Source organism: Mesorhizobium neociceri, from assembly GCF_013520985.1.
GTDB classification, from domain to species: Bacteria; Pseudomonadota; Alphaproteobacteria; order Rhizobiales; family Rhizobiaceae; genus Mesorhizobium; species Mesorhizobium neociceri.
In genome coordinates, this window is sequence record NZ_JACDTY010000028.1 from 1 (window position 1) to 22,800 (window position 22,800).

General features: G+C 63.0%; 21 protein-coding genes and 1 pseudogene. 14 read left to right on the top strand and 8 right to left on the bottom strand.

The features are described from left to right. Nucleotides 1-169: 169 nt before the first annotated feature. The gene (locus H0241_RS31880; RefSeq protein ID WP_181061730.1) at nucleotides 170-2,236 is read right to left on the bottom strand and encodes a putative bifunctional diguanylate cyclase/phosphodiesterase; all 2,067 of its coding nucleotides are present in this window, start codon (nucleotides 2,234-2,236) and stop codon (nucleotides 170-172) included. A 312-nt stretch (nucleotides 2,237-2,548) separates the two neighbouring features. On the opposite strand from H0241_RS31880, the gene H0241_RS31885 reads away from it, so the two are divergent. Continuing rightward, a complete protein-coding gene (locus H0241_RS31885) occupies nucleotides 2,549-3,736 on the top strand; it encodes a glycine C-acetyltransferase (protein WP_181061731.1) in 1,188 nt (395 codons plus the stop codon). Between the two features lie 45 nt (nucleotides 3,737-3,781). Then, nucleotides 3,782-4,816: an L-threonine 3-dehydrogenase gene (gene tdh / locus H0241_RS31890; RefSeq protein WP_023672918.1), complete on the top strand. Its 1,035-nt coding sequence runs from the start codon at nucleotides 3,782-3,784 to the stop codon at nucleotides 4,814-4,816. Between the two features lie 50 nt (nucleotides 4,817-4,866). Here the strand turns inward: tdh and H0241_RS31895 are convergent, their stop codons facing one another. Beyond that, nucleotides 4,867-5,310, bottom strand: coding sequence for a MarR family winged helix-turn-helix transcriptional regulator (locus H0241_RS31895; RefSeq protein ID WP_181061732.1), 444 nt, complete (start codon nucleotides 5,308-5,310; stop codon nucleotides 4,867-4,869). 123 nt (nucleotides 5,311-5,433) lie between these two features. Between H0241_RS31895 and hmgA the strand changes: the two genes are divergently transcribed. The 5 genes from hmgA (at nucleotide 5,434) to H0241_RS31920 (ending at nucleotide 9,861) form a co-directional block, all read left to right on the top strand. Beyond that, nucleotides 5,434-6,747 carry a homogentisate 1,2-dioxygenase gene (hmgA, locus tag H0241_RS31900; RefSeq protein WP_181061733.1) on the top strand — a complete coding sequence of 438 codons (1,314 nt, stop codon included), beginning with the start codon at nucleotides 5,434-5,436 and terminating at the stop codon, nucleotides 6,745-6,747. 10 nt (nucleotides 6,748-6,757) lie between these two features. Then, entirely contained in the window at nucleotides 6,758-7,615 is an 858-nt protein-coding gene (locus tag H0241_RS31905) for an MBL fold metallo-hydrolase (RefSeq protein ID WP_181061782.1), read from the top strand. 390 nt (nucleotides 7,616-8,005) lie between these two features. Beyond that, nucleotides 8,006-9,019 carry a fumarylacetoacetate hydrolase family protein gene (locus H0241_RS31910; RefSeq protein WP_181061734.1) on the top strand — a complete coding sequence of 338 codons (1,014 nt, stop codon included), beginning with the start codon at nucleotides 8,006-8,008 and terminating at the stop codon, nucleotides 9,017-9,019. 12 nt (nucleotides 9,020-9,031) lie between these two features. Beyond that, entirely contained in the window at nucleotides 9,032-9,328 is a 297-nt protein-coding gene (locus tag H0241_RS31915; protein WP_181061735.1) for a hypothetical protein, read from the top strand. Continuing rightward, the gene (locus H0241_RS31920) at nucleotides 9,325-9,861 is read left to right on the top strand and encodes a DinB family protein (protein WP_181061736.1); all 537 of its coding nucleotides are present in this window, start codon (nucleotides 9,325-9,327) and stop codon (nucleotides 9,859-9,861) included. Before H0241_RS31915 ends, H0241_RS31920 begins: the two co-directional genes overlap by 4 nt. Before the next feature lie 77 nt (nucleotides 9,862-9,938). Here the strand turns inward: H0241_RS31920 and hppD are convergent, their stop codons facing one another. Then, nucleotides 9,939-11,054, bottom strand: a complete 1,116-nt coding sequence (gene hppD, locus H0241_RS31925) for a 4-hydroxyphenylpyruvate dioxygenase (RefSeq protein ID WP_181061737.1) — start codon at nucleotides 11,052-11,054, stop codon at nucleotides 9,939-9,941. Nucleotides 11,055-11,193: 139 nt separating this feature from the next. Between hppD and H0241_RS31930 the strand changes: the two genes are divergently transcribed. Beyond that, complete coding sequence (locus tag H0241_RS31930; protein WP_181061738.1) at nucleotides 11,194-11,661, top strand: Lrp/AsnC family transcriptional regulator; 468 nt, start codon at nucleotides 11,194-11,196, stop codon at nucleotides 11,659-11,661. On the opposite strand, the pseudogene H0241_RS36510 reads toward H0241_RS31930, so the two are convergent. The 3 genes and pseudogenes from H0241_RS36510 to zigA form a co-directional block, all read right to left on the bottom strand. Next, a pseudogene (locus tag H0241_RS36510) lies at nucleotides 11,636-11,838 on the bottom strand (precorrin-3B synthase); the annotation flags it as partial. The gene H0241_RS31930 and the pseudogene H0241_RS36510 overlap by 26 nt on opposite strands. A 48-nt stretch (nucleotides 11,839-11,886) precedes the next feature. Further along, a complete protein-coding gene (locus tag H0241_RS31935; protein ID WP_181061739.1) occupies nucleotides 11,887-12,225 on the bottom strand; it encodes a TIGR01244 family sulfur transferase in 339 nt (112 codons plus the stop codon). Nucleotides 12,226-12,341: 116 nt separating this feature from the next. Continuing rightward, nucleotides 12,342-13,553: a zinc metallochaperone GTPase ZigA gene (gene zigA, locus H0241_RS31940; RefSeq protein WP_181061740.1), complete on the bottom strand. Its 1,212-nt coding sequence runs from the start codon at nucleotides 13,551-13,553 to the stop codon at nucleotides 12,342-12,344. A gap of 242 nt (nucleotides 13,554-13,795) precedes the next feature. Here zigA and H0241_RS31945 point away from each other — a divergent pair, with 242 nt between their 5' ends. Then, nucleotides 13,796-14,140, top strand: a complete 345-nt coding sequence (locus H0241_RS31945; protein ID WP_142869644.1) for a RidA family protein — start codon at nucleotides 13,796-13,798, stop codon at nucleotides 14,138-14,140. 313 nt (nucleotides 14,141-14,453) lie between these two features. Here the strand turns inward: H0241_RS31945 and hutC are convergent, their stop codons facing one another. Continuing rightward, nucleotides 14,454-15,194, bottom strand: a complete 741-nt coding sequence (gene hutC / locus H0241_RS31950) for a histidine utilization repressor (RefSeq protein ID WP_181061741.1) — start codon at nucleotides 15,192-15,194, stop codon at nucleotides 14,454-14,456. After that, nucleotides 15,191-16,543: a formimidoylglutamate deiminase gene (locus H0241_RS31955; RefSeq protein WP_181061742.1), complete on the bottom strand. Its 1,353-nt coding sequence runs from the start codon at nucleotides 16,541-16,543 to the stop codon at nucleotides 15,191-15,193. Before H0241_RS31955 ends, hutC begins: the two co-directional genes overlap by 4 nt. Nucleotides 16,544-16,631: 88 nt before the next feature. Between H0241_RS31955 and hutI the strand changes: the two genes are divergently transcribed. Genes hutI through H0241_RS31980 form a run of 5 tightly spaced genes read left to right on the top strand, consistent with a single transcriptional unit; the run spans nucleotide 16,632 to nucleotide 22,508 of the window. Beyond that, complete coding sequence (gene hutI / locus H0241_RS31960; RefSeq protein WP_181061743.1) at nucleotides 16,632-17,867, top strand: imidazolonepropionase; 1,236 nt, start codon at nucleotides 16,632-16,634, stop codon at nucleotides 17,865-17,867. Beyond that, entirely contained in the window at nucleotides 17,864-19,402 is a 1,539-nt protein-coding gene (hutH, locus tag H0241_RS31965; protein ID WP_181061744.1) for a histidine ammonia-lyase, read from the top strand. The genes hutI and hutH overlap by 4 nt, the downstream gene beginning before the upstream one ends. A 3-nt stretch (nucleotides 19,403-19,405) precedes the next feature. Further along, nucleotides 19,406-20,218 carry an N-formylglutamate deformylase gene (gene hutG / locus H0241_RS31970; protein WP_181061745.1) on the top strand — a complete coding sequence of 271 codons (813 nt, stop codon included), beginning with the start codon at nucleotides 19,406-19,408 and terminating at the stop codon, nucleotides 20,216-20,218. A 28-nt stretch (nucleotides 20,219-20,246) separates the two neighbouring features. Further along, complete coding sequence (gene hutU, locus H0241_RS31975) at nucleotides 20,247-21,917, top strand: urocanate hydratase (RefSeq protein WP_181061746.1); 1,671 nt, start codon at nucleotides 20,247-20,249, stop codon at nucleotides 21,915-21,917. A gap of 12 nt (nucleotides 21,918-21,929) precedes the next feature. Further along, nucleotides 21,930-22,508 (top strand): HutD/Ves family protein, encoded by a 579-nt coding sequence (locus H0241_RS31980; RefSeq protein WP_181061747.1) that lies wholly within the window; start codon nucleotides 21,930-21,932, stop codon nucleotides 22,506-22,508. Nucleotides 22,509-22,800 lie beyond the last annotated feature (292 nt).

A 22,800-nucleotide genomic window follows, 5' to 3' on the forward strand; every position in this document is an offset into this window, starting at 1 on the left:
CTTGGCCAGCGCTCTCAGATCCGCGCGCAAAAGGCCGGACATATGAGCGCAAGAGACCCGATCAAACTATCTCAACCATCCTTGCAAGCGGGGGGCCGTCCACATATGAGCACCGGAAGCGCAGGAGGCCTCCGTTTGCAGGCCGGCCTCACCTGAATATCAACATATCCTATGCCAGGTTGCCCTGCAGAACCTTAAGTTTGGCTTTCTTCAGGCTGCGCGCCAGGAGCCATTCGCGCGCCTTGTCCTGCGGCATCGGGAAGGCGATGGAATAGCCCTGCACCTGGTCGCAGCCGATCGCCATCAGCGAATCGAGCTCGGCCTCGGTTTCCGCACCCTCGGCGACGATCGAGATGCCGAGGCCGCGCGCCAGCTCGGTGATGGCGCGCACGATCTTGCTGTTGTCGCCATTCTCATTGATGTTCTGGACGAAGCGGCGGTCGATCTTCAGCCGGTCGATCTCGTTTGGATTGACATGGCTGAGCGAGGCATAGCCGGTGCCGAAATCGTCGAGCTCGAGATGGACGCCGGCGGCGCGGATGTGGCGCAGCTTGGCCGCGATGCCGGTCTTCTCGTCGTCGAGAATGACGGATTCGACAATTTCCAGCGACAGTTTGTCCGGGGCCAGCCCAGCCTTCTCCAGCGTGGCGAACAGGAAGCGGTCGAAGTCGGGTTCGCGCAGCTCGGTGCCGGATACGTTGACGGCAAGCCGCCCGAAGGCAATCCCGGCGCGGTCCCATTCCGCGGCTTGCTCGATCGCCTTGGCAAAGACGATGCGGCCGATCTCGGGCATGAAGCCGCATTTTTCGGCGACCGGAATGAACTCGCCCGGCGAGATCATGCCGCGTTCGGCATGTTTCCAGCGCACCAGTGCCTCGATACCGCTGATCGTGCCATTGGTCAGCGACACCTGCGGCTGGAAATAAACCTGGAAGGCGCTCTCCGAAATGGCGACCTTGATGTCGTGCTCAAGTTGCTTGCGGTGATCGAGTTCGCGCCTGAGTTCCTCGGAGAAGAACGAGAAGCTGCCGCCGCCAAGCTTCTTGGCCGAGTAGAGCGCGAGGTCGGCATGGACGAGCAGATCCGCCGCATTGTCGGCGTCGATGGGGTAGACGGCAATGCCGGCGCTGGCGCCCGGAAGGATGGTCGTGCCCTGGAACATGATCGGCTCGTTGATCTGCTCGATGATGCGCCTGGCCAGCATGTTGATGTCCTCGGTGCCGCCGGCGCCATTGAGGATCATCACGAATTCGTCGCCGCCGAGACGTGCGCACAGATCCGACGCGCGGCAGGAATCGCGCATGCGCTGCGCGGTCACGACCAGCACATAGTCGCCGGCGGCGTGGCCGAGCGTGTCGTTGATCTGCTTGAAACGGTCGAGATCGAGCTGGATCACCGCCAGCCTTTCGCGCCGGCGATGCGCCCCCTTGATCAGCGTTTCGAAGTGGTCGGTCAGGAAGGTGCGGTTGTGCAGGCCGGTCAGCCCGTCATGCACGGCGATAAAAGCCATCGAGTTGCGGGCGTCGATAAGCTCATGCGTCTTGCGCAGGATGGCCTTCGACATCGGCCGGAAGATGAAAAGCGCGACCAGCACGATGACGCCGATCGTTGCGTAGAACAAAGTGCGGTGAAGATCGAGGAGCTTTTCCGACTGTTCGTCGGCAAAAGCGCTGATGCGCTGGCCAAGGGCTGCATAACCCGACAGCGTCGCGTTGGCGACCGAGGCGTCGAGATTGACGCGCTCGCCGCCGCCCTTGTAGGCGCCATTGGCGGCGAGCTGGGATTCGAAGGACGAGATCAGCCTTTGGCCGTTGGCGACAAGCCCGACCGAGAAATAGTCGAGGTGGAACGGCTTGGCGAACAGCACGCTTTCGATCGATTTTGGGTCGGACCGTGCCGGCGACTGGGGATCGGCTCCCGTCTGCTCGAGCAGCAGGTCGTAATTCGTCTCGAACTCGGTGGTCGCTTGCTTGAGCGCCCCAACCAGGGCCGACTGCTTGTCGCGCGAGGCGGAACCGGTTGCACTTGCCAGGAAGACGATGCGCTGCGACAGCGCCTTCTGGGTGCTGACGATATCGAGCAAAGTGTGATTGTGCTGTTGCGCCGCCATCATCTGCTGCAGCAGGATGAAGGAGGCCATCACCATGGCCGCGATGATCAGCAACGCCAGCCAGTAGCCGGTCTTGATCAGCAGGATGAGTTTGCCCGAGACGGTTTGCGCCGGCTGCTGCGACATATTCTAGGTGACCCCTCGGTCGAATGGATTTCCGCCACGGATTCATGGCGAGAAGACCATTGGCTTGAAAGGGTTAACAGGTCTCGAAACCGGCGGAATTGTTGCTTCAGCAGTGAACGAAAGCTGCTGAAATGGTTATCATGTTCTTTCGCGGCATGGCATTTTTCGTTCGCCTGCTACTTCCAGCATGCTGGCCAGGCGACCGGATCGCGCCAAGGTTGAGCTTGCCGCGCCACCGAAGCGGTCGCATTTGCGGTGGATTTTTCATTCAGGGGGCGCGACAGTCGCCGCCAATCGCAACAGGGTCTGATCATGAGCGCGGCTTTCCTCACCCATATCGACAATGAACTGCAAGGGCTGAAATCCGCGGGGCTCTACAAATCCGAGCGGGTGATCACTTCGACCCAGTCGGCTGAGATCGAAGTCGGCGGCGACAAGGTGCTGAACTTCTGTGCCAACAACTATCTCGGCCTCGCCGACAGCCCAGAATTGCGCACCGCAGCCAAAGGCGCGCTCGACCGCTACGGCTACGGAATGGCCTCGGTGCGTTTCATCTGCGGCACGCAGGAAGAGCACAAGCAACTCGAAGCCACGATTTCTTCTTTCCTCGGCCTGGACGACACCATTCTCTATGGCTCCTGCTTCGACGCCAATGGCGGCCTGTTCGAAACGCTGCTTGGCGAAGAGGATGCAATCATCTCCGATGCGTTGAACCATGCCTCGATCATCGACGGTGTGCGGCTGTCGAAGGCCAAGCGCTTCCGCTACGCCAACAACGACATGGCCGACCTCGAAGCGCGGCTGAAGGAAGCCAGGGACTGCCGCTTCCGGCTGATCGCCACCGACGGCGTGTTTTCCATGGACGGCATCATCGCCAATCTGAAGGGCGTCTGCGATCTCGCTGAAAAGTACGACGCCATGGTTATGGTCGACGACAGCCATGCCGTCGGCTTCGTCGGCAGACAAGGCCGCGGCTCGGCCGAACATTGCGGCGTCGAGGGCAGGGTCGACATCATCACCGGCACGCTCGGCAAGGCGCTCGGCGGCGCCTCGGGCGGCTATACCTCTGGTAAAAGCCAGGTGGTCGACTGGCTGCGCCAGCGCTCGCGGCCCTATCTGTTTTCCAACACGCTGATGCCGGCGATCGCCGGCGCCTCGATCAAGGTGTTCGAACTGATCCGGAATGGCGACGCCTTGCGCGAGCGTCTATATGCCAATGCGGCGCGGTTCAGGTCCGAAATGGGCAAGCTCGGCTTCACGCTGGCCGGGGCCGATCACCCGATCATCCCGGTGATGCTGGGCGATGCCAGCCTGGCGCAGGAGATGGCGGCGCGCATGCTGAAGCGCGGCATCTATGTCATCGGCTTTTCCTTTCCGGTGGTGCCGAAGGGTCAGGCACGCATCCGCACGCAGATGTCGGCGGCGCACTCCAGCGCCGATATCGACCGCGCCGTGGCGGCATTCGCAGCGGTCGGCAAGGAATTGGGCGTCATTTCCTGAGCCGCCCAAAGCGATACCGGATCAAAGGATTCAAGGGACAAAAGAATGTCGAACATGATGAAGGCGCTGGTGAAGGCCAAGGCCGAACCGGGCATCTGGATGGAAGAGGTGCCGGTGCCGGAGATCGGCCCCAACGATGTGCTGATCAAGGTCAAGAAGACGGCGATCTGCGGCACCGATGTCCACATCTACAATTGGGACCAGTGGGCGCAAAAGACCGTGCCGGTGCCGATGGTGACCGGCCATGAATTCGTCGGCACGGTTGCCGACTTTGGCGCCGCGGTCACCGAATACAAGGTCGGCCAGCGCGTTTCCGGCGAAGGTCACATCGTCTGCGGCCATTGCCGCAACTGCCGCGCTGGGCGAGGGCATCTCTGCCGCAACACGCTCGGCGTCGGCGTCAACCGTCCCGGCGCCTTTGGCGAATATCTGGCGATCCCGCAGCACAATGTCGTGCCGATCCCCGACGATGTGCCCGACGAGATCGCCGCGATCTTCGATCCGCTGGGCAATGCCGTCCACACCGCTTTGTCTTTCGACCTTGTCGGCGAGGACGTGCTGGTTACCGGTGCCGGGCCGATCGGCATCATGGGCGCGCTGGTGGCGCAATGTGTCGGCGCACGCAAAGTCGTCATTACCGACATCAACCCGGTGCGGCTGGCGCTGGCCAAAAAACTTGGCGTCCAGCACGTCGTCGATGCGTCGAAGGAAAAACTGCGCGACGTCATGCCGGCCCTCGGCATGACCGAAGGGTTTGACGTCGGCCTCGAAATGTCAGGCGCCGCGCCCGCCTTCCGCGACATGATCGACACCATGAACAATGGCGGCAAGATCGCCATTCTGGGCATCGCGCCGACCGGCTTCGAGATCGACTGGAACAAGGTCATCTTCAAGATGCTGCATCTCAAGGGCATCTACGGCCGCGAGATGTTCGAGACCTGGTACAAGATGATCGCCCTGGTGCAGGGCCCGCTCGATGTTTCGGGTCTGATTACGCACCGCATTGGGATCGACGATTTCCAGACGGGGTTTGACGCGATGCGGAGCGGCAGTTCGGGCAAGGTGGTGATGGATTGGTAGGAAGAAAGAGGGACGCCGCGATCCTTCGCGCCCCCCTCTGTCCCGCCAGCCTATCGGCTCTTTCCTTCCAACGCCCTCTCCAGCGCCGCCACCCCGCTGACAATCGCCGCCCGTTCCTCCACACTCAGCCTCGCCAGCAACTCTCGCTCAAATGCTTTGGCCAGCGGCACCATCTCGCGATAAGCAGCCAGCCCGGCCTTCGTCAGCGCCAAGTGCTCAACGCGCCGGTCGTTCTCGTTAGGCGTTCTGGTCAGCCAGCGCCTTCGCTCAAGCTCGGCCACTGCGCGCGAAACCTTTGTCTTGTGCATCGCCGACTGTTCGCCGAGCGCCGTTGCGGTCATCGTGCCGCGCTGCCCAAGTCCGGAAAGCGTGCGCCATTCCGGCCGGGTCAAGCCCAGGCGGTCGCTGTAGATTTTCGAGAATTCGCGGCTGACGGAATCGGCCAGCCGGTAGAGCCGGTAGGGTAGGAAGCTTTCGAGTTCGAGGATTTCCATCTGCGCACCGTGGATGCGGCATCAGCCGTTGATAGTTACATTTTCAATGGTTACAAATGAAACCAGTTTGGTCAACATCCCGGCAAGCAGCGCTTCGCGATATTCGGGATCAGGGAGGATCGGATGGCCTTTTCCTACATGCCGGGCTTCGGCAACGATTTTGAAACCGAAACGCTGCTGGGCTCGCTGCCGCAGGGACGCAACTCGCCGCAGCGGCCGGCCTACGGGCTCTATGCCGAGCAGCTGTCGGGCTCGCCCTTCACTGCACCGCGCGGCACCAATGAGCGCTCGTGGCTCTACCGCATCCGGCCGAGCGTAAAACACACCGGCCGCTTCAAGGCGGCGAGCTATCCCTTGTGGAAGACTGCTCCCAATGTCGGCGACCACGAGCTGGCGCTTGGCCAGTACCGCTGGAACCCGGTGCCGATGCCGAAGGAGCCGACCGATTTCATCGCCGGCATGCGCAGCATAACCACTGCCGGCGATGTACTCGGGCAGAGCGGCATGGCCGCGCATGTCTATGTCGCCAACCGCTCGATGGTCGACGACCATTTCTTCAACGCCGACGGCGAGTTGCTGATCGTGCCGCAGGTTGGCGCCTTGCGCTTCGTCACCGAGATGGGCGTCATCGAGCTCAGGCCAGGCGAGATCGCCGTGCTGCCGCGCGGGCTGGTGTTCAAGGTCGAACTGGTTGACGCCGAAGTGCGCGGTTATGTCTGTGAAAACTATGGCGCCAAGCTTACCATGCCGGATCGCGGCCCGATCGGCGCCAATTGCCTCGCCAACCCACGCGATTTCAAGACGCCTTGCGCCTGGTTCGAGGAGAAGGAGACGCCATGCCGGCTGACGGTGAAATGGTGCGGCAATTTCCATGTCACCGAGATCGGCCATTCGCCGCTCGACGTGGTGGCGTGGCACGGCAACTATGCGCCCTACAAATATGATCTGGCGACGTTTTCGCCGGTCGGCGCCATCCTGTTCGACCATCCGGATCCGTCGATCTTCACCGTGCTGACGGCGCCGAGCGGCGAGGAGGGCACCGCCAACATCGACTTCGTCATCTTCCCGCCGCGCTGGCTGGTGGCGGAGGACACGTTCCGGCCGCCCTGGTACCACCGCAACATCATGAGCGAGTTCATGGGCCTGATCCACGGCCAGTATGACGCCAAGGAAGAAGGCTTCGTGCCCGGCGGCATCAGCCTGCACAATCTGATGCTGGCCCACGGCCCAGACGCGCCTGGCTTCGAAAAGGCCTCGCGTGTCGAGCTGAAACCGGTCAAGCTCGACAACACGATGGCGTTCATGTTCGAGACCCGATTCCCGCAAATGCTGACCCGCTACGGCGCTGAACTCGAAACAAGACAGGACAATTACATCGACTGCTGGTCCGATCTGAAGAAGCGCTTCAATGGCACGCCGGAGGGCGACTGGTCTTGAGATCAGCCCGATGAGCGACCGGCTGGTGTGTCTCGGCTCCAAGGGCGGCCCGGCGCTGCGGCCGGGCGGGCCTTGGCCGAGTTCGTCGCTGCTGGAGCTCGGCGGCCGAACCATCGTCGTCGATTGCGGGCTGGGCGTCACGCGTGGCCTGGTCGATGCCGGCATCAGCCTCAAGACGCTCGACCTGATCTTCATCACCCATCTTCATTCCGACCATGTGCTGGAGCTGGGACCGTTGCTGCACACCGCCTGGACGGCCGGTTTCGCCAGTCCGGTGACGCTGTTCGGACCGCCCGGCACCGGCCACTATTGGCGGCGCTTCTGTCAGGCGATGGAGTTCGACATCGAAATCCGCATCGTCGACGAGGGCCGGCCGGACATTCGCGAGCTGGTTTCGATCGTCGAATTCGGCGAAGGCGAGATTTTCGAACAGCGCGGCCTGAAGGTCTCGGCGCTGCGCGTCGACCATCCGCCGGTCACCGACTGTTTCGCGCTGCGCTTCGACCATGCCGGCAAAAGCATCGTGTTCTCAGCCGACACCGCCTTCTTTCCGCCGCTCGCCAATTTTGCCAGAGATGCCGACATTCTCGTTCATGAGGCCATACTGGAGGAGGGCATCGAGCGGCTGGTTGCCAGGACCGGCAATGGTGCGCGGCTCAAGGAGCATCTGCTCGCCAGCCACTCCTTTGCCGAGGAGGCCGGGCGCATCGCCAGCGATGCCAGGGTGAAGAGGCTGGTGCTCAACCACCTTATTCCGGCCGATGATCCCGAGATCGGCGAGGCCGACTGGGAGGCTGCTGTCAGGAAATCGTGGACGGGTGACTTGACGATTGCCCGCGACGGCCTTGTTGTGGGGTTTCGGGAGTAACGATGGCCGACGACGAGTTTTGGGACGAGGTGCGTAAATCCGAGGAGACATCCTCGACGCTGCTTTCCTCTGCTCTCCAGGAAGTGAAGGACTTGCCGTCTTTTGTGCGTTTCGTCGATGCGCTTCGCAAGGACCGGGAGGACGCCGACCGCAAGGAAGCTGCGAGGCCCGGACCCTACGACTCCGGCTGGAATGGCTGGTACAACGGCTCGATAGCCACTTTTTCTCGAATCGGCTGTCGCCTGGGCCGTGACCTGGACCGACGAGAGTCGACGCGGGGATCCGGCATTCCTTGCGGACGAAAATCCCTGGAAAGCCGCAGCCAGAGTTCTCTATGCCGGCAAATATTACGAATAACCGCAATACTACGAATAACCACTGGGAGGACGCATGAAGCTTGCCACATTGAAGGACGGGACGCGCGACGGAAAGCTCGTCGTCGTCTCGCGCGACCTGACGCGCTTCACCGACGCCTCGTTCTTGGCCCGCACGTTGCAGGCGGCGCTCGACGACTGGCAGCGGATTTCGCCGCATCTGGCGACCATCGCCGAATCGCTGGAGAACAACGCTTTGCCGTCGGCTCGCTTCCATGAGCATGACGCCCATTCGCCGCTGCCGCGCGCCTATCAATGGGCCGACGGTTCGGCCTATGTGAACCATGTCGAACTGGTGCGCAAAGCCCGCGGCGCCGAGATGCCGGCAAGTTTCTGGACCGATCCGCTGATCTACCAGGGCGGCTCGGATTCTTTCATCGCCCCGCGCGAGCCGATCCGTATGGCGGACGAAGCCTATGGCATCGACATGGAGGCGGAGGTTGCTGTCATCGTCGATGATGTGCTGATGGGCGCCAGCCTCGATGAGGCGCGCTCTGCGATCCGGCTGGTCATGCTGGTCAATGACGTAACGCTGCGCGCGCTGACCGGGTCGGAACTGGCCAAGGGGTTCGGCTTCTACCAGTCAAAACCGTCCTCGGCCTTCTCGCCGGTCGCGGTGACGCCGGACGAACTCGGCGACGCCTGGGATGGCGGCAAGGTCAGCCTGCCGCTGCTCGCCGACCTCAACGGCAAAGCGTTTGGCCGCGCCAATGCCGGCGTCGACATGACCTTCGATTTCCCGGCGCTGATTGCCCATGCCGCAAAAACACGGCCGCTGGTCGCCGGCACCATCATCGGTTCGGGCACCGTCTCCAACAAGCTGGATGGCGGGCCGGGCAAGCCGGTGTCGGCAGGCGGCGCCGGCTATTCCTGCATTGCCGAATTGCGCATGATCGAGACCATTGAGTCAGGTGAACCCAAAACGCCATTCCTGCGCTTTGGCGACACGGTGCGTATCGAGATGAAGAATAAAAGTGGAAACTCGATCTTCGGCGCCATCGAGCAGAAGGTCGAGAAATACCAGGGATAGGGGGATAACGGCATGACGGGCGAGGCGTTCTATCTGCTGTGCGGCGTCTGGGCGCTTGGGATTCTGGCGGTGTTCATCCAGGCGATCCGGCTGAGCTACCGCATCGAAGCGCGCTCGCCCGATTTGACCAACCGCAGCGGCTACCCGCGCAAGGCGATGATGTTCCACACAATCACCAACACGAGTGTGGCGCGTGACGAGGAGACGCAGGCCATGCGGCGGCGCATGAACCGGCTTTTATTGATCGTTCTCGCCGGATTCGCGGTCATGTGGGCGGGCATTGGCCTGGTTAGACGAATGAACTCATGACCCTGCTGGACCATCTGCGCCGCATGGCCGGCAACAATCTCTGGTCGAACGACCGGCTCTATCGTGCCGTGCTGCAGCTCAAGCCCGGCGAATTCGAAGCCGAACGCACCAGCTTCTTCCCGTCGATCAAGGTGACGCTCAACCACATCCTCGCGGTCGATCATCTCTATCTCGATTTCCTGGAAGAGGGCGGCGTCGGCGCTGCCGCTTATGACGATTACGTGCCGTTCGATGAACCGCAGGCGCTGTTTGCCGCCCAGGTCGCGGCTGATCGACGCTTGATTGTCTTTTGTGAAGGGCTGTCGGAGGATGATCTCGACCGCCGCGTCATCACCGACCGGCGCGAGGACGGCATGATCCCGGAAAAGATCAGCGACATCCTCGGTCACGTCTTCCTGCACGACATCCACCATCGTGGCCAGGTGCACGCCATGCTCTCCGGCACCTCGGTCGCGCCGCCGCAGCTGGACGAGTTTCTGCTCGATTATGATTTGAAGCTCAGACAGGCAGAGGTCGCGCGGCTGGGGTTGTGATCGACCATCCCAGACATTGGCGCCGCCCCTCATTGCCGGCAGGCAGGTGAGGGCAGCTTGATGCCTGCAATTTGGCGTTACGCCGCCTTGCCGTCCACCTTGATCACGCCGCGCTTGATCTGGTCCTGCTCGATCGATTCGAACAGAGCGCGGAAATTGCCTTCGCCAAAACCTTCGTCGCCCTTCCTCTGGATGAATTCGAAGAAGATCGGGCCGATCACGGTTTTGGAAAAAATCTGCAGCAGGATCTTGGTCATGCCACCGTCGACCACGCCTTCGCCGTCGATCAGGATGCCGTGCTTTTTCATCCGCTCGATCGGTTCGTCATGGCCGCTCACGCGGTCATACGACATGTCGTAATAGGTCTCCGGCGGACCGGGCATGAATTTCAGCCCGTTGTCGGCAAGCTTGTCGGTGGCGGCGTAGATTTCGTCGGTGCCGACAGCGATGTGCTGGATGCCCTCGCCATTGTATTTCTTCAGATATTCGGCGATCTGGCTGGTGTCGTCCTTGGACTCGTTCAGCGGAATACGGATCTTGCCGCACGGCGAGGTGATGGCGCGGCTGACAAGGCCGGTGATCTTGCCGTCAATGTCGAAGAAATGGATCTGCTTGAAGCCGAACAGTTCGCGGTAAAAATCCCACCATTTGTCCATCTGACCGCGATAGACATTGTGGGTGAGGTGGTCGAGGAAATAGAAGCCGACGCCTTGCGGCCGCGGATCGCGTTCGCCCAGCCACTTGAACTCGGCGTCATAGGCCGAGCCCTTCTTGCCATAGGCATCGATGAAATAGAGCAGCGAGCCGCCAATGCCGACAATGGCCGGCACGTCGAGCGCCTTATCGTCGCCTTCATAGGGCGTCGCGCCTTTCGACACCGCATGGTCGAACGTGTGCTTTGCATCGACAACCCGCCAGGCCATTGAGGCGGCGCAGGGACCATGCTTGTCGGCGAATTTCATCGCATGCGAGCCCGGCTCGGCATTGACGACATAGTTGATGTCGCCCTGGCGCCAGACGGTGATGTCTTTCGTGCGGTGCTTGGCCACCGCGACATAGCCCATGCGGGTGAACAGTTCGGCAAGCTTCCGCGGCTCCGGATGTGCGAATTCGACGAATTCGAAACCGTCGGTGCCTGCGGGGTTTTCCTTGCTGATCTTGGCGGGCGGGGCGTCGTGCGGGAAGGGACCCATGGCATTCCTCCAAACGGATGGTGGCCGCATCGGACCACGAGATAACCAATCATAGCGCAAAGCGGCCGCACGGTGCTTGCATTCAAACGCTTGAAATGATCATATCATGCGCAATTCGTGCATGATTGGAGACAAATCCATGGATGACGCGCGCATCGATCAATTCGACCGCAAGATAATGGCTCTATTGCAGGGCGACGCGCGGCTCACCAACAACGATCTCTCGGAACGCGTGAACCTGTCAGCTTCGCAATGCTCGCGGCGCCGGCAGCGGCTGGAAGAGGACGGCTACATCAAGGGCTATCGCGCCGTGCTCGACCGCGACAAGCTCGGCTTTTCGCTGGTCAATGTCATCTCGGTGACCTTGGCCACCCACAACCGCGACAACGCCAGGCGCTTCGGCGAACTGCTGGCACGGTTGCCGGAAGTGCAGGAGGCGCACGCGCTCACTGGTGAGATGGATTATATCTTGAAGGTGGTGACGCCGGACCTCAAATCACTGTCGGAATTCGTCAACGGCGTTCTCCTGCCGCACGAATCCGTGCAGCATGTGAAGACGGCGATCGTGCTGGAGACGCTGAAGGAAACCGGCGCGCTGCCGATCTAGGATGCGTCGGCGGGACAGCGCCCCCCTCTGTCCTGCCGGACATCTCCCCCACAAGGGGGGAGATCAGATGTCACGCGGGCTTTCGCCAATCGCTAACGCTGCAGGGAAAGCGCCATTGGCGAAGCTGCTAATCTCCCCACCTGTGGGGGAGATGTCCGGCAGGACAGAGGGGGGCGCGAAGGATCGCCAACTTATGGAACTGGCTGCACAATCGCTTTAAACGCTTCACCCCTTGGACTGCTGGATCAGCCCATAGAGATTGGTGCAGCGGGCGCCCGAGCGGCAATAGGCGAAGATCGGGCCTTCGAGCGCGTCGAGCGCTTCGGCCTGGTCCTCGACATTCTCGGCCGTGATCTGGCCGCTGATCACCGGGATGTAGCGGAAGGCGAGCCCCGCCGCCTCGACCGCCGCCTTGACGTTGTCGGCCGAGGGTTGGCCGGGCTGCTCGTCATCCGGCCGGTTGCAGATCACGCTCTTGAAGCCGGCGGCCTTGATGGCGGCGGCATCTTCGGGCTGGATCTGGGCCGAGACCGAATAGTCCTCGCTGATTTCGCGATATTCCATGGCTCTCATCCTCACAATCTGGTTGGCGCAAGTCTTGCCACTCTCGCACGAGGTCGGCAATCCGCGCAGAAGGAAATCCTTTTGCGCAAATAGACATTTCGCGAGCAAAATCCAGCTCAGCCATTTGTCCAGTTCGGGAACGGGTCGGGCAGTCCGCGCCACAGTTCGGGCCGGAAGTCCTCCGCCTCAATCAGGCAGTCATCCAATTCGGCGCGGATTTTCGCCTCATCCATCGGTTCGCAGCCGATGAAAACCATCTCCTGGCGCCGGTCACCCCAGACCGGATCGAGATAGGGAGCCATGCTTTCACGCCATTCAGCATGGTCGGGCCAGCGCTCCTGCGGCACGGCGGCCCACCACAGGCCGCGCTTTTCGGTTCTGACCAGCGCGCCGGCATGGCTCATTTCGCCGACATGATGCGGCCGTGTCGCCAGCCAGAAGAAGCCCTTCGCGCGCACCACGCCCGGCCAGGCGCGATCGATGAACGCCTGGAACTTCATCGGCTCGAACGGTTTTCGCGCCCGGTAGACGAAGGAGCGGATGCCATATTCCTCCGTCTCCGGAATATGATCGCGAAAGCCGTTGAGCTCCTTGAACCAGAGCGGGTTCTGCTGCGCCTTGTCGAAATCGAAGCGGCCGGTAGCGAGCACCTTGTCGAGCGGCACCTTGCCGAAATCGGCTTCGACGATCTCGGCATCGGGATTGAGCGCCCGTACGATCAGCCGCGCCATGTCTCGTTGGTGTTCACTCGCCGCGCCGATCTTGTTCAGCACCACGATATCGGCGAACTCGATCTGCTCGACCAGAAGGTCGACCAGCGCGCGACTGTCCTGTTCGCCCAGCGACTGTCCGCGCTGTTTCAGGAAATCGGAAGAGGAATAATCCTTGAGCAAATTGAGCGCGTCGACCACCGTCACCATCGTATCGAGGCGGGCGACGTCGGACAGGCTGTCGCCATTCTCGTCGCGGAAATCGAAGGTCGCGGCGACCGGCAGCGGCTCGGAAATCCCTGTGGATTCGATCAGCAGGTAATCGAAGCGGCTCTGTTCGGCCAGTGCGCGAACCTCCTTCAAAAGGTCGTCGCGCAGCGTGCAGCAGATGCAGCCATTCGACATCTCCACCAATCGCTCATCGGTGCGCGAAAGATCGGCGCCGTCGCGCACCAGTTCGGCATCGATGTTGATCTCGCTCATGTCGTTGACGATGACGGCGACGCGGCGGCCTTCGCGGTTCGACAAGATATGGTTCAAAAGCGTGGTCTTGCCGGCGCCGAGAAAGCCGGAGAGCACGGTGACAGGAAGGCGTTTGGTTTTGGAGGTTTGGAGCATGTCTGTATCCGAAGGTTCGGCGCGGATGCATTTTGGGGGCGTTGTGCGATCCACGCGGCTGAGGGCAGAGCCGATCTGGTATGTTATAATATTACATACGTCAATATAGGGGCTTGGTGAAATGGCGGCGCAGCCGGTCCAACTCGCCGTGTGTTGGCTCAAGCGGTTTCGTTCAGCCGGCCTTGCCCGAAGCCGGTAGCAACCCTAAACAGGCCCCCTCCGACAACAGGAAGGAAACTCCCATGAGCATTCGTCGCATCGATGTTGGCCCGCGCATGAGCCAGATCGTCATCCACGGCAACACCGTCTACCTCGCCGGCCAGGTCGGAACGCCCGGCGCCAGCGTCGGCGAGCAGACCAAGTCGATCCTCGCCACCATCGACGAATTGCTGGCCAAGGCCGGCACCGACAAGACCAAGATCCTGCAGGCGATCATCTGGCTGGCCGACATGGGCACTTTCGCCGAGATGAACAAGGAATGGGACAAGTGGGTCCCGCAAGGCAACACGCCCGCCCGCGCCACCGGCGAAGCCAAGCTCGCCGGCCCGGAATATGTGGTCGAGATTATTATTACGGCTGCGATCTGAGGCGTTGAAGCTGCTGATCTCCCCCCTTGTGGGGGAGATGCCTGGCAAGGCAGAGGGGGCGCTGTCCCGCCGCACACCGCTTTCGTCATCCTCGGGCTTGACCCGAGGATCCATGCCGTGACCTTGACAAGGAATGCGGCGGAGAAGAATTCTGTAAACATTGCAACGCCTTAGCGTCACGGCATGGATCCTAGGGTCTTCGCTCGTCGCTTCGCTCCTTGCTCCGCCCTAGGATGACGATAGCGATAAGTTGGCGCTCTGTGGCGCCTCCCTCTGGCCTGCCGGCCATCTCCCCCACAAGGGGGGAGATCAGCTACCCCTGCGAAGGCCTGAACCTTGCCACCAACGTGTGGCTCTCCGCGGCATAAGTAAACCGCACTTGCGTCACCGGGTGTTCGGCGCTCCAGGTTCGGCGCTCGACCACCAGGCACGGTGCGCCGGTTGCGATATCAAGCGCTTCGGCAATATGCCTGTCCGCACCTCCCGCGCGGATGCGGTGCTCGGCCTCGCTCCATGGCACGCGGCCGATCAGCCAGGGGCCGGGCGCGATGTCGAGAAATTCTTCGTCGCCGGCTTCCGCGACGGCGGCGAGATTGATCAGCCGCTGCTCATGCGCAAATGGCCGCTTGCCGGCGAAATGCCGGCATTCCAGCGCCAGCACCTGTCCAGCGGCGCCAAGTTCCAGCAAGCCACGATCCTCGGCGCTGCTGCGCCTTTTCTGCCGCGCCACGCGCTCATAGCGATAGGCTAGCCCGAGCGCCTCGACCTCGATCCTGATGTCGTGGATTTCCAGCACCGCCGCCTGCGACTGCGGCTGGCGGACAAAACTGCCCGAGCGGCGGCGGCGCTCGATCAGCCCGGCCTTGGCCAGCTGCGACAGCGCCTTGTTCACCGTCATGCGCGAGCAATTGTACTCGGCCGTCAGTTCATGTTCGAACGGGATGCGGAAGCCGGGCGCCCAGGCGCCGGACAGGATTTTCTCGCTGATGTCGGACAGGATGCGCTGGTGCAGCGAACCGCCGCCTTCCACCGCCGCTGTCTCGGTCATGTTCATGCCGAAAGCGCCGTCATGACCTGGCGAAAGCGCTCGGCTATGGCCTCGCGCCTGGCATGCTGGCCGTTGCTGACCTGCTTTTTGCCATGCACCCAGACGCAGTCGACCTTGCCGCCATTGGCAAAGATCCAGGCGTCGAGGATGGCATCGCCGCTCTTGCCGGCCAGCGAGGGATGGTTTTTGTCGAGCGAGACGAAATCGGCGGCCGCGCCGACGGCGATCCGAGACGGGCCGGCGCCGAGCGCCACGCTGCCGCCATCGAGCGCGGCGTCGAACAAAGCGCGCCCGGTCGAGCCGCCGGCCACCGCCAGCACATTGCGGGCGCGGTGCGCCAGGCGCTGCGAATATTCGAGTTGGCGCAATTCGTCCGGCAGGCCGATCAGCACATTGGAATCGGAACCGACGCCGAAGCGACCGCCATGGTCGATGAACAGCGGCGCGGCAAAGGTGCCGTCGCCGAGATTGGCCTCGGTGATCGGGCACAGGCCGGCAATGGCGCCGCTTTTCGCCATGCCGGTTGTTTCGGCCTCGGTCATGTGGGTGGCATGGATCAGGCACCAGCGCTTGTCGATCCCGGCATTGGCGAGCAGCCATTCGACCGGCCGCGCGCCGGACCACGCCAGGCAGTCCTCGACTTCCTTTACCTGCTCGGCGACATGGATGTGGATCGGCCCGTCCGGCGCCATGGCGGCAACCGCGGTGAGTTCCTCCGGCGTCGCGGCGCGCAGGCTGTGCGGGGCAACGCCGACGACAGCCTGATTCAACGCGCGAACGGATTCGCGGCATTTCTCAAGCAAGCGTCCGAAGCGATTCACATCGTTGATGAATCGCCGCTGGCCTTCGTTCGGAGCGGCGCCGCCGAAAGAAGAATGCGCATAGAACACCGGCAATAGTGTCAAGCCGATGCCGGTTTCGCCGGCGGCGGCGGCGATCCGCTCAGCCATCTCGGCAAGGTTGGCATAGGGTTTTCCGTCGCGGTCATGGTGGAGATAATGGAACTCGCCGACGCGCGAGAACCCGGCCTCCAGCATCTCGACATAAAGCTGCGCGGCGACCGCCTCGACCTGGTCCGGCGTCATCGACAGCGCGAAGCGGTACATCACCTCGCGCCAGCTCCAGAAGCTGTCGGCTGAGGGGCCGCGCAGTTCCGCAAGCCCGGCCATGCCGCGCTGGAAGGCATGGCTGTGCAGGTTCGGCATGCCTGGAACAACAATAGCGTGTCGCTCGTCATCGGCTTGCGGCGACGAGCCTGGCTCTACGGTGGTGATGCGACCGTCGGTCAACGAAATCCGCACCTTGTCGTGCCAGCCATCGGCCAGCAGGGCCTGTTCCGCAAAGATCGCCGTCACGTTTTTCTCCGTCTTCCCTGAACATAGCACTTGCAGTGCGTTTCAATATGTATATACATAATCGTCATCCAATCAACGGAAAAAGATAATGGCGGCACAAGACAAAAGCCGGGCAGGGGGCCTTCACCTTTGGCGCAATGCGCGCCTGGCGACCATGGCCGAAGGCGAAGCCGGACTGGGCATCGTCGAAAGGGGCGCAATTGCCGCCCGCGACGGTCTCATCGTCTATGCCGGCCCGGAAGCCGACATGCCGCCAGCTCTGGCTCAGGGCGCCGAGACCACCGACTGCGAAGGCCGCTGGATCACGCCCGGCCTGATCGACTGCCACACCCATCTCGTCCATGCCGGCAACCGCGCCAACGAATTCGAAATGCGGCTGGCCGGCGCGACCTATGAAGAGGTCGCTAGGGCCGGCGGTGGCATCGTCTCGTCGGTCAAATCCTTGCGCGCCGCCAGCGAGGACGAACTGGTTGCGCAGACGCTGCCGCGCCTCGATGCGCTGATGGCGGAAGGCGTCACCACGGTAGAGGTGAAATCGGGCTACGGGCTCGATCTTGAAAACGAGCAAAAATCGCTGCGCGCCGCCCGGCGCCTGGACAAAGAGCGTCCGGTGACGGTCCGCACCACCTTCCTCGGCGCGCATGCGCTGCCGCCTGAGGCCGAGGGCGACAAGGACGCTTTTGTCGATCTGGTCGCCAACACGATCCTGCCCGCCATCGCCGCCGAAGGCTTGGCGGACGCCGTCGACGGGTTCTGCGAGGGCATCGCCTTTTCGCCGGAACAGATCGCGCGCGTGTTCGATAGGGCCAAGACGCTCGGCCTGCCGGTCAAACTCCATGCCGACCAGCTGTCCAATTTGCACGGCGCCGAACTCGCCGCCCGTTACGGCGCGCTGTCGGCCGACCATCTCGAATACACCGATGACGCCGGTGCTGCGGCCATGGCCAAGGCCGGCACGGTGGCGACTATCCTGCCCGGCGCCTACTATTTCATTCGCGAGACCAAGAAGCCGCCGATCGGCCTGTTTCGCCAGCACGGCGTCAAAATGGCGGTCGCAACCGACAACAATCCAGGCACTTCGCCACTGACTTCGCTGTTGCTGACCATGAACATGGCAGCGACGCTGTTTGGCCTGACCGTCGAGGAATGCCTGGCCGGCGTCACCCGCGAGGCCGCGCGCGCGCTCGGGCTGCTCGGCCAGACCGGCACGCTGGAGGCAGGAAAATCCGCTGACCTGGCGATCTGGGACATCGAGCGCCCGGCCGAACTCGTCTACCGCATGGGCTTCAACCCGCTTCATGCCCGCATCTGGAGAGGACAATGACCGAACTCAACCTGAAGCCCGGCAATGCGACGCTGGCCGACTGGCGCGCCATTTACCGTGGCGCCGTACCGAAGCTCGACGCTGCCTGCCGTCCCAAGATCAAGGCCAGCGCCGAAGCGGTCGCCCGCATCGTCGCCAAGGGCGAGCCGGTCTATGGCATCAACACCGGCTTCGGCAAACTGGCCAGCGTTCGCATCCCCGCGGCCGACCTTGAGACGCTCCAGCGCAACATCGTTTTGTCGCATGCCGCCGGTGTCGGTGAGCCGATGCCGGTCGCGGTCGTCCGGCTGATGATGGCGCTGAAGCTCGCCAGCCTGGCGCAGGGCGCGTCGGGCGTGCGGCCGCAAACCATCGAGTTGCTGGAAGCGATGCTCGCCAACGACGTCATCCCGGTGGTGCCGGCGCAAGGCTCGGTCGGCGCCTCAGGCGATCTCGCGCCGCTGTCGCACATGACGGCGGTGATGATCGGCGTCGGCGAATGCTTTACCCCGCATGGCCGCTTCCCGGCCAAGGTCGCCTTCGTCTCGCACGGGCTGGAGCCGGTGACGCTTGGGGCCAAGGAAGGCCTGGCGCTGCTCAACGGCACGCAGTTCTCCACCGCCTACGCACTGGCCGCTTTGTTCGAGGCCGAAGTGCTCTACCAGTCGGCGCTGGTCGCCGGTGCGTTGTCGACCGATGCCGCCAAGGGTTCGGACGCCCCCTTCGATCCGCGCATCCATCTGTTGAGGAAACACCCCGGCCAGATCGAGACGGCGCAAGCGCTGCGCAATCTGATGGCCGGCAGCGCCATCCGGGAATCGCACCGCGTCGGCGACGAGCGCGTGCAAGACCCATACTGCCTGCGCTGCCAGCCGCAGGTGATGGGGGCGGCACTCACCGTGCTGCGCCAGGCCGCCGACACGCTCGGCACTGAGGCCAATGGCGTCACCGACAATCCTCTGATCTTCGCCGAGGACGACACCGCGCTTTCCGGCGGCAATTTCCACGCCGAGCCGGTGGCCTTCGCCGCCGACATGATCGCGCTCGCCGTCTGCGAGATCGGCTCGCTGTCGGAACGCCGCATTGCCATGCTGGTTGATCCAGCGCTCTCCGGCATGCCGGCCTTTTTGACGCCGAAGCCCGGCCTGAATTCGGGCTTCATGATCCCGCAGGTGACGGCGGCGGCGCTGGTCTCCGAGAACAAGCAAAAGGCCTATCCCGCGAGCGTCGATTCCATCCCGACCTCGGCCAACCAGGAAGACCATGTCTCGATGGCCGCACATGGCGCGCGCCGGCTGATCAGCATGGTCGAGAATGCGACAGCTGTCATCGGCATCGAACTGCTGGCCGCCGCGCAGGGTTGCGATTTCCACGCGCCGTTGGCATCGAGTGCGGCACTGGAAGCCGTGCGCAAGCTGGTCCGCGCCGAGGTGCCGCACCTCGACACCGACCGGCATTTCCACCCCGACATGGAAAAGGCGATCGCCATGGTGCGCAGCGGCGCTGCCATCAAGGCTGCCGGCGCGGTGACACTGCCTTCGATCTCGGGAGCCTGAGACATGACCGATTGGCTGACAGTGACGGAAGGCACGGCACCCCTATTGGTGTCGATCCCGCATACCGGCATCGATCTCGCCGGCCTCGACAGCCGGCTGGTCTCGCCCTGGCTCGGCCGCCGCGACTGCGACTGGTGGATCGACCAGCTCTATGATTTCGCCGCCGGCCTTGGCGCGACGGTCGTGCACACGTCGATCTCGCGCACGGTCATCGACGTCAACCGCGATCCCTCCGGCGCCTCGCTCTATCCCGGGCAGACGACGACCACGCTGTGCCCGACCGAGACGTTTGACGGCGATCCGCTCTATTTGCCCGGCGCCGAACCGACTCCGGCGGAGATTGACCAGCGCCGCATAGCGTATTTCGTGCCCTACCATGAAATGCTGGCAGCCCAGGCCGTCAGGCTTCGCGGCCTGCACGAAAAAATCGTCATCTACGATTGCCACTCGATCCGCTCGGTGCTGCCGCGCCTGTTCTATGGCACGCTTCCGGTGTTCAATCTCGGCACCAATGACGGCCAGACCGCCGACCCGGCGCTGCAGGCTCTGGTCGGCCAGATCATGACCGAAAGCGGTCAAAGCAATGTCATCAACGGCCGTTTCAAGGGCGGCTGGATCACGCGCTACTTCGGCAATCCGCAAGGCGGCTACCATGCGCTGCAGATGGAACTTGCCGATCGTGGCTATCTGCGCGAGCCCGAAGGCAAGGGCGAACCGGACAACTGGCCGGTACCCTACGACGCCGCGTTCGCCGCACCGATGCGCGCCACTCTGACGAAAATCCTCCAAACCGCCATTGACTGGGCCGGGCGCTGACGCGCCGCCTTACTCGAAAGGGACAGTGATGAACAATCCTCGCCATAACATCCGCGAAGTGCGTGCCCCCCGCGGCGACAAGCTCAACGCCAAATACTGGACGACCGAAGCGCCGTTGCGCATGCTGATGAACAACCTCGATCCGGATGTCGCCGAGAACCCCAATGAACTCGTCGTCTATGGCGGCATCGGCCGCGCCGCGCGCACCTGGAACGATTTCGACAGCATCGTCGCCTCGCTGAAGACGCTCAATGAGGACGAGACGCTGCTGGTCCAGTCCGGCAAGCCGGTCGGCGTCTTCCGCACCCATGCCGATGCGCCGCGCGTGCTGATCGCCAACTCCAACATCGTGCCGCACTGGGCGACTTGGGACAAATTCAACGAGCTCGATAAGAAGGGCCTGATGATGTACGGCCAGATGACGGCCGGCTCGTGGATCTATATCGGCACGCAAGGCATCGTGCAGGGCACTTACGAGACCTTCGTCGAGGCCGGCCGCCAGCACTACAATGGCAACCTTAGGGGCAAATGGATCCTGACCGGCGGTCTCGGCGGCATGGGCGGTGCCCAGCCTCTGGCGGCCGTCATGGCCGGCGCCTGCTGCCTCGCCATCGAATGCAATCCGGATTCGATCGATTTCCGCTTGCGCACCCGCTATGTCGACGAGAAGGCCGAGACGCTCGACGAAGCGATGGAAATGATCGAGCGCTGGACCAAGGCCGGCGAAGCGAAGTCGGTCGGCCTGCTCGGCAATGCGGCCGAGATCGTGCCGGAAATGTTCCTGCGCGGCATTCGCCCCGACATGGTCACCGACCAGACCTCGGCGCATGACCCGATCAACGGCTATCTGCCGAAAGGCTGGACCATGGCTAAGTGGCGCGAAAAGCGCGTCAGCGACCCCAAAGCTGTCGAGAAAGCCGCTCGCGCGTCGATGCGCGAGCATGTCGAGGCGATGGTGGACTTCTGGAACGCCGGCGTGCCGACGCTCGACTATGGCAACAACATCCGGCAGGTCGCCAAGGACGAGGGTTTCGAAAACGCCTTTGCCTTCCCGGGCTTCGTGCCGGCCTATATTCGGCCGCTGTTCTGCCGCGGCATTGGCCCGTTCCGCTGGGCCGCGCTCTCGGGCGATCCCGAGGATATCTACAAGACCGACGCCAAGGTGCGCGAACTCACGCCCGGCAACACCCATCTGCACAACTGGCTGGACATGGCGCGCGAGCGCATTGCCTTCCAGGGCCTGCCGGCGCGTATCTGCTGGGTCGGCCTCGGCGATCGCCACCGGCTCGGCCTCGCCTTCAACGAGATGGTCGCCAAGGGCGAGCTCAAGGCGCCTGTCGTCATCGGCCGCGACCACCTCGATTCCGGCTCGGTCGCTTCGCCCAACCGCGAGACGGAAGCGATGAAGGACGGCTCCGACGCCGTCTCCGACTGGCCGTTGCTCAACGCGCTGCTCAACACTGCGTCGGGCGCCACCTGGGTGTCGCTGCATCATGGCGGCGGCGTCGGGATGGGTTTTTCGCAGCATTCCGGCATGGTCATCGTCGCCGACGGCACGGCGGACGCCGCAAGGCGCCTGGAGCGTGTGTTGTGGAACGATCCGGCGACCGGCGTCATGCGCCACGCCGATGCCGGCTACGACATCGCCATTGAATGCGCCAAAGAGCACCAGCTCAATCTGCCCGGCATTTTGGGCTGATTGGCTGAAACGATGCGCATCCTTCGTGCCGCCGACTACCGCGTCATGCCGTGGAAGAATGGCGGCGGCACGACGACCGAAATCACCGTTTCGCCTGACGGCGCCGGGCTCGACGATTTCGACTGGCGCGTCTCGATGGCGCGCGTCGAAGGCGGTGGCCCGTTCTCCGGCTTTGCCGGCGTCGACCGCACGCTTGCCGTGCTGGAAGGCGAGGGCATCGTCCTCGACATTGCCGGCCGGCCGCCGGCGCGGCTGACCGGAGCCTCCGCTCCGCTTTCCTTCCCGGCCGATGTGGCGACCACGGCCGCGCTGATCTCGGGTCCGATCACAGACCTCAACGTCATGACCCGCCGCGGGCGGGCAACGCACACGGTCGAGCGCCTGCAGGTTTCGGCGCCGACCGATATCCGGCCGACGACCGCAACGACCCTGATCCTGCCGCTCGACGGCGAGGTCGGCGTGACCGGCTCGACACCTTTAGACTTGGGACCGCGCGACACGCTCCTGATTGGCCCGGAAGTCGCGCTATTGCACGTGGAACCGGCGCGGCCGACGACCGTGTTCGTGATCCGGATCGCCACCCTGGGTTAGCCTCGTTACCAGCAACGATTAACGCCTGTTGCCAAACATGATCGCACGCCGGAGAAATCTGGCGTAAGCTGTTGCCTGGATCACGAAAAAGCCTGAATCCTTCCGTCGTTCCAAGGTGGACGGGAGGGCAGGGGCGCTCGTCCTTGAGTTGTCGAAAGCCCCTCCTTAAAATGTCGAAGGGATAACGCCCCTGGCGTGGTGCGGAGCAAAACTTTCGGCCAGTGTAATTATGCAACCAATTGCATTTGAATCGGTTTTAGGGACATTGCCGTGGCGGTGACGCCGCTTCGCG

Bases quoted from the DNA above. Each gene is read 5' to 3' on its own strand.
- H0241_RS31880 (WP_181061730.1), bottom strand. From the start codon at position 2,236: ATGTCGCAGCAGCCGGCGCAAACCGTCTCGGGCAAACTCATCCTGCTG.
- H0241_RS31885 (WP_181061731.1), top strand. From the start codon at position 2,549: ATGAGCGCGGCTTTCCTCACCCATATCGACAATGAACTGCAAGGGCTG.
- tdh (WP_023672918.1), top strand. From the start codon at position 3,782: ATGTCGAACATGATGAAGGCGCTGGTGAAGGCCAAGGCCGAACCGGGC.
- H0241_RS31895 (WP_181061732.1), bottom strand. From the start codon at position 5,310: ATGGAAATCCTCGAACTCGAAAGCTTCCTACCCTACCGGCTCTACCGG.
- hmgA (WP_181061733.1), top strand. From the start codon at position 5,434: ATGGCCTTTTCCTACATGCCGGGCTTCGGCAACGATTTTGAAACCGAA.
- H0241_RS31905 (WP_181061782.1), top strand. From the start codon at position 6,758: ATGAGCGACCGGCTGGTGTGTCTCGGCTCCAAGGGCGGCCCGGCGCTG.
- H0241_RS31910 (WP_181061734.1), top strand. From the start codon at position 8,006: ATGAAGCTTGCCACATTGAAGGACGGGACGCGCGACGGAAAGCTCGTC.
- H0241_RS31915 (WP_181061735.1), top strand. From the start codon at position 9,032: ATGACGGGCGAGGCGTTCTATCTGCTGTGCGGCGTCTGGGCGCTTGGG.
- H0241_RS31920 (WP_181061736.1), top strand. From the start codon at position 9,325: ATGACCCTGCTGGACCATCTGCGCCGCATGGCCGGCAACAATCTCTGG.
- hppD (WP_181061737.1), bottom strand. From the start codon at position 11,054: ATGGGTCCCTTCCCGCACGACGCCCCGCCCGCCAAGATCAGCAAGGAA.
- H0241_RS31930 (WP_181061738.1), top strand. From the start codon at position 11,194: ATGGATGACGCGCGCATCGATCAATTCGACCGCAAGATAATGGCTCTA.
- H0241_RS31935 (WP_181061739.1), bottom strand. From the start codon at position 12,225: ATGGAATATCGCGAAATCAGCGAGGACTATTCGGTCTCGGCCCAGATC.
- zigA (WP_181061740.1), bottom strand. From the start codon at position 13,553: ATGCTCCAAACCTCCAAAACCAAACGCCTTCCTGTCACCGTGCTCTCC.
- H0241_RS31945 (WP_142869644.1), top strand. From the start codon at position 13,796: ATGAGCATTCGTCGCATCGATGTTGGCCCGCGCATGAGCCAGATCGTC.
- hutC (WP_181061741.1), bottom strand. From the start codon at position 15,194: ATGAACATGACCGAGACAGCGGCGGTGGAAGGCGGCGGTTCGCTGCAC.
- hutI (WP_181061743.1), top strand. From the start codon at position 16,632: ATGGCGGCACAAGACAAAAGCCGGGCAGGGGGCCTTCACCTTTGGCGC.
- hutH (WP_181061744.1), top strand. From the start codon at position 17,864: ATGACCGAACTCAACCTGAAGCCCGGCAATGCGACGCTGGCCGACTGG.
- hutG (WP_181061745.1), top strand. From the start codon at position 19,406: ATGACCGATTGGCTGACAGTGACGGAAGGCACGGCACCCCTATTGGTG.
- hutU (WP_181061746.1), top strand. From the start codon at position 20,247: ATGAACAATCCTCGCCATAACATCCGCGAAGTGCGTGCCCCCCGCGGC.
- H0241_RS31980 (WP_181061747.1), top strand. From the start codon at position 21,930: ATGCGCATCCTTCGTGCCGCCGACTACCGCGTCATGCCGTGGAAGAAT.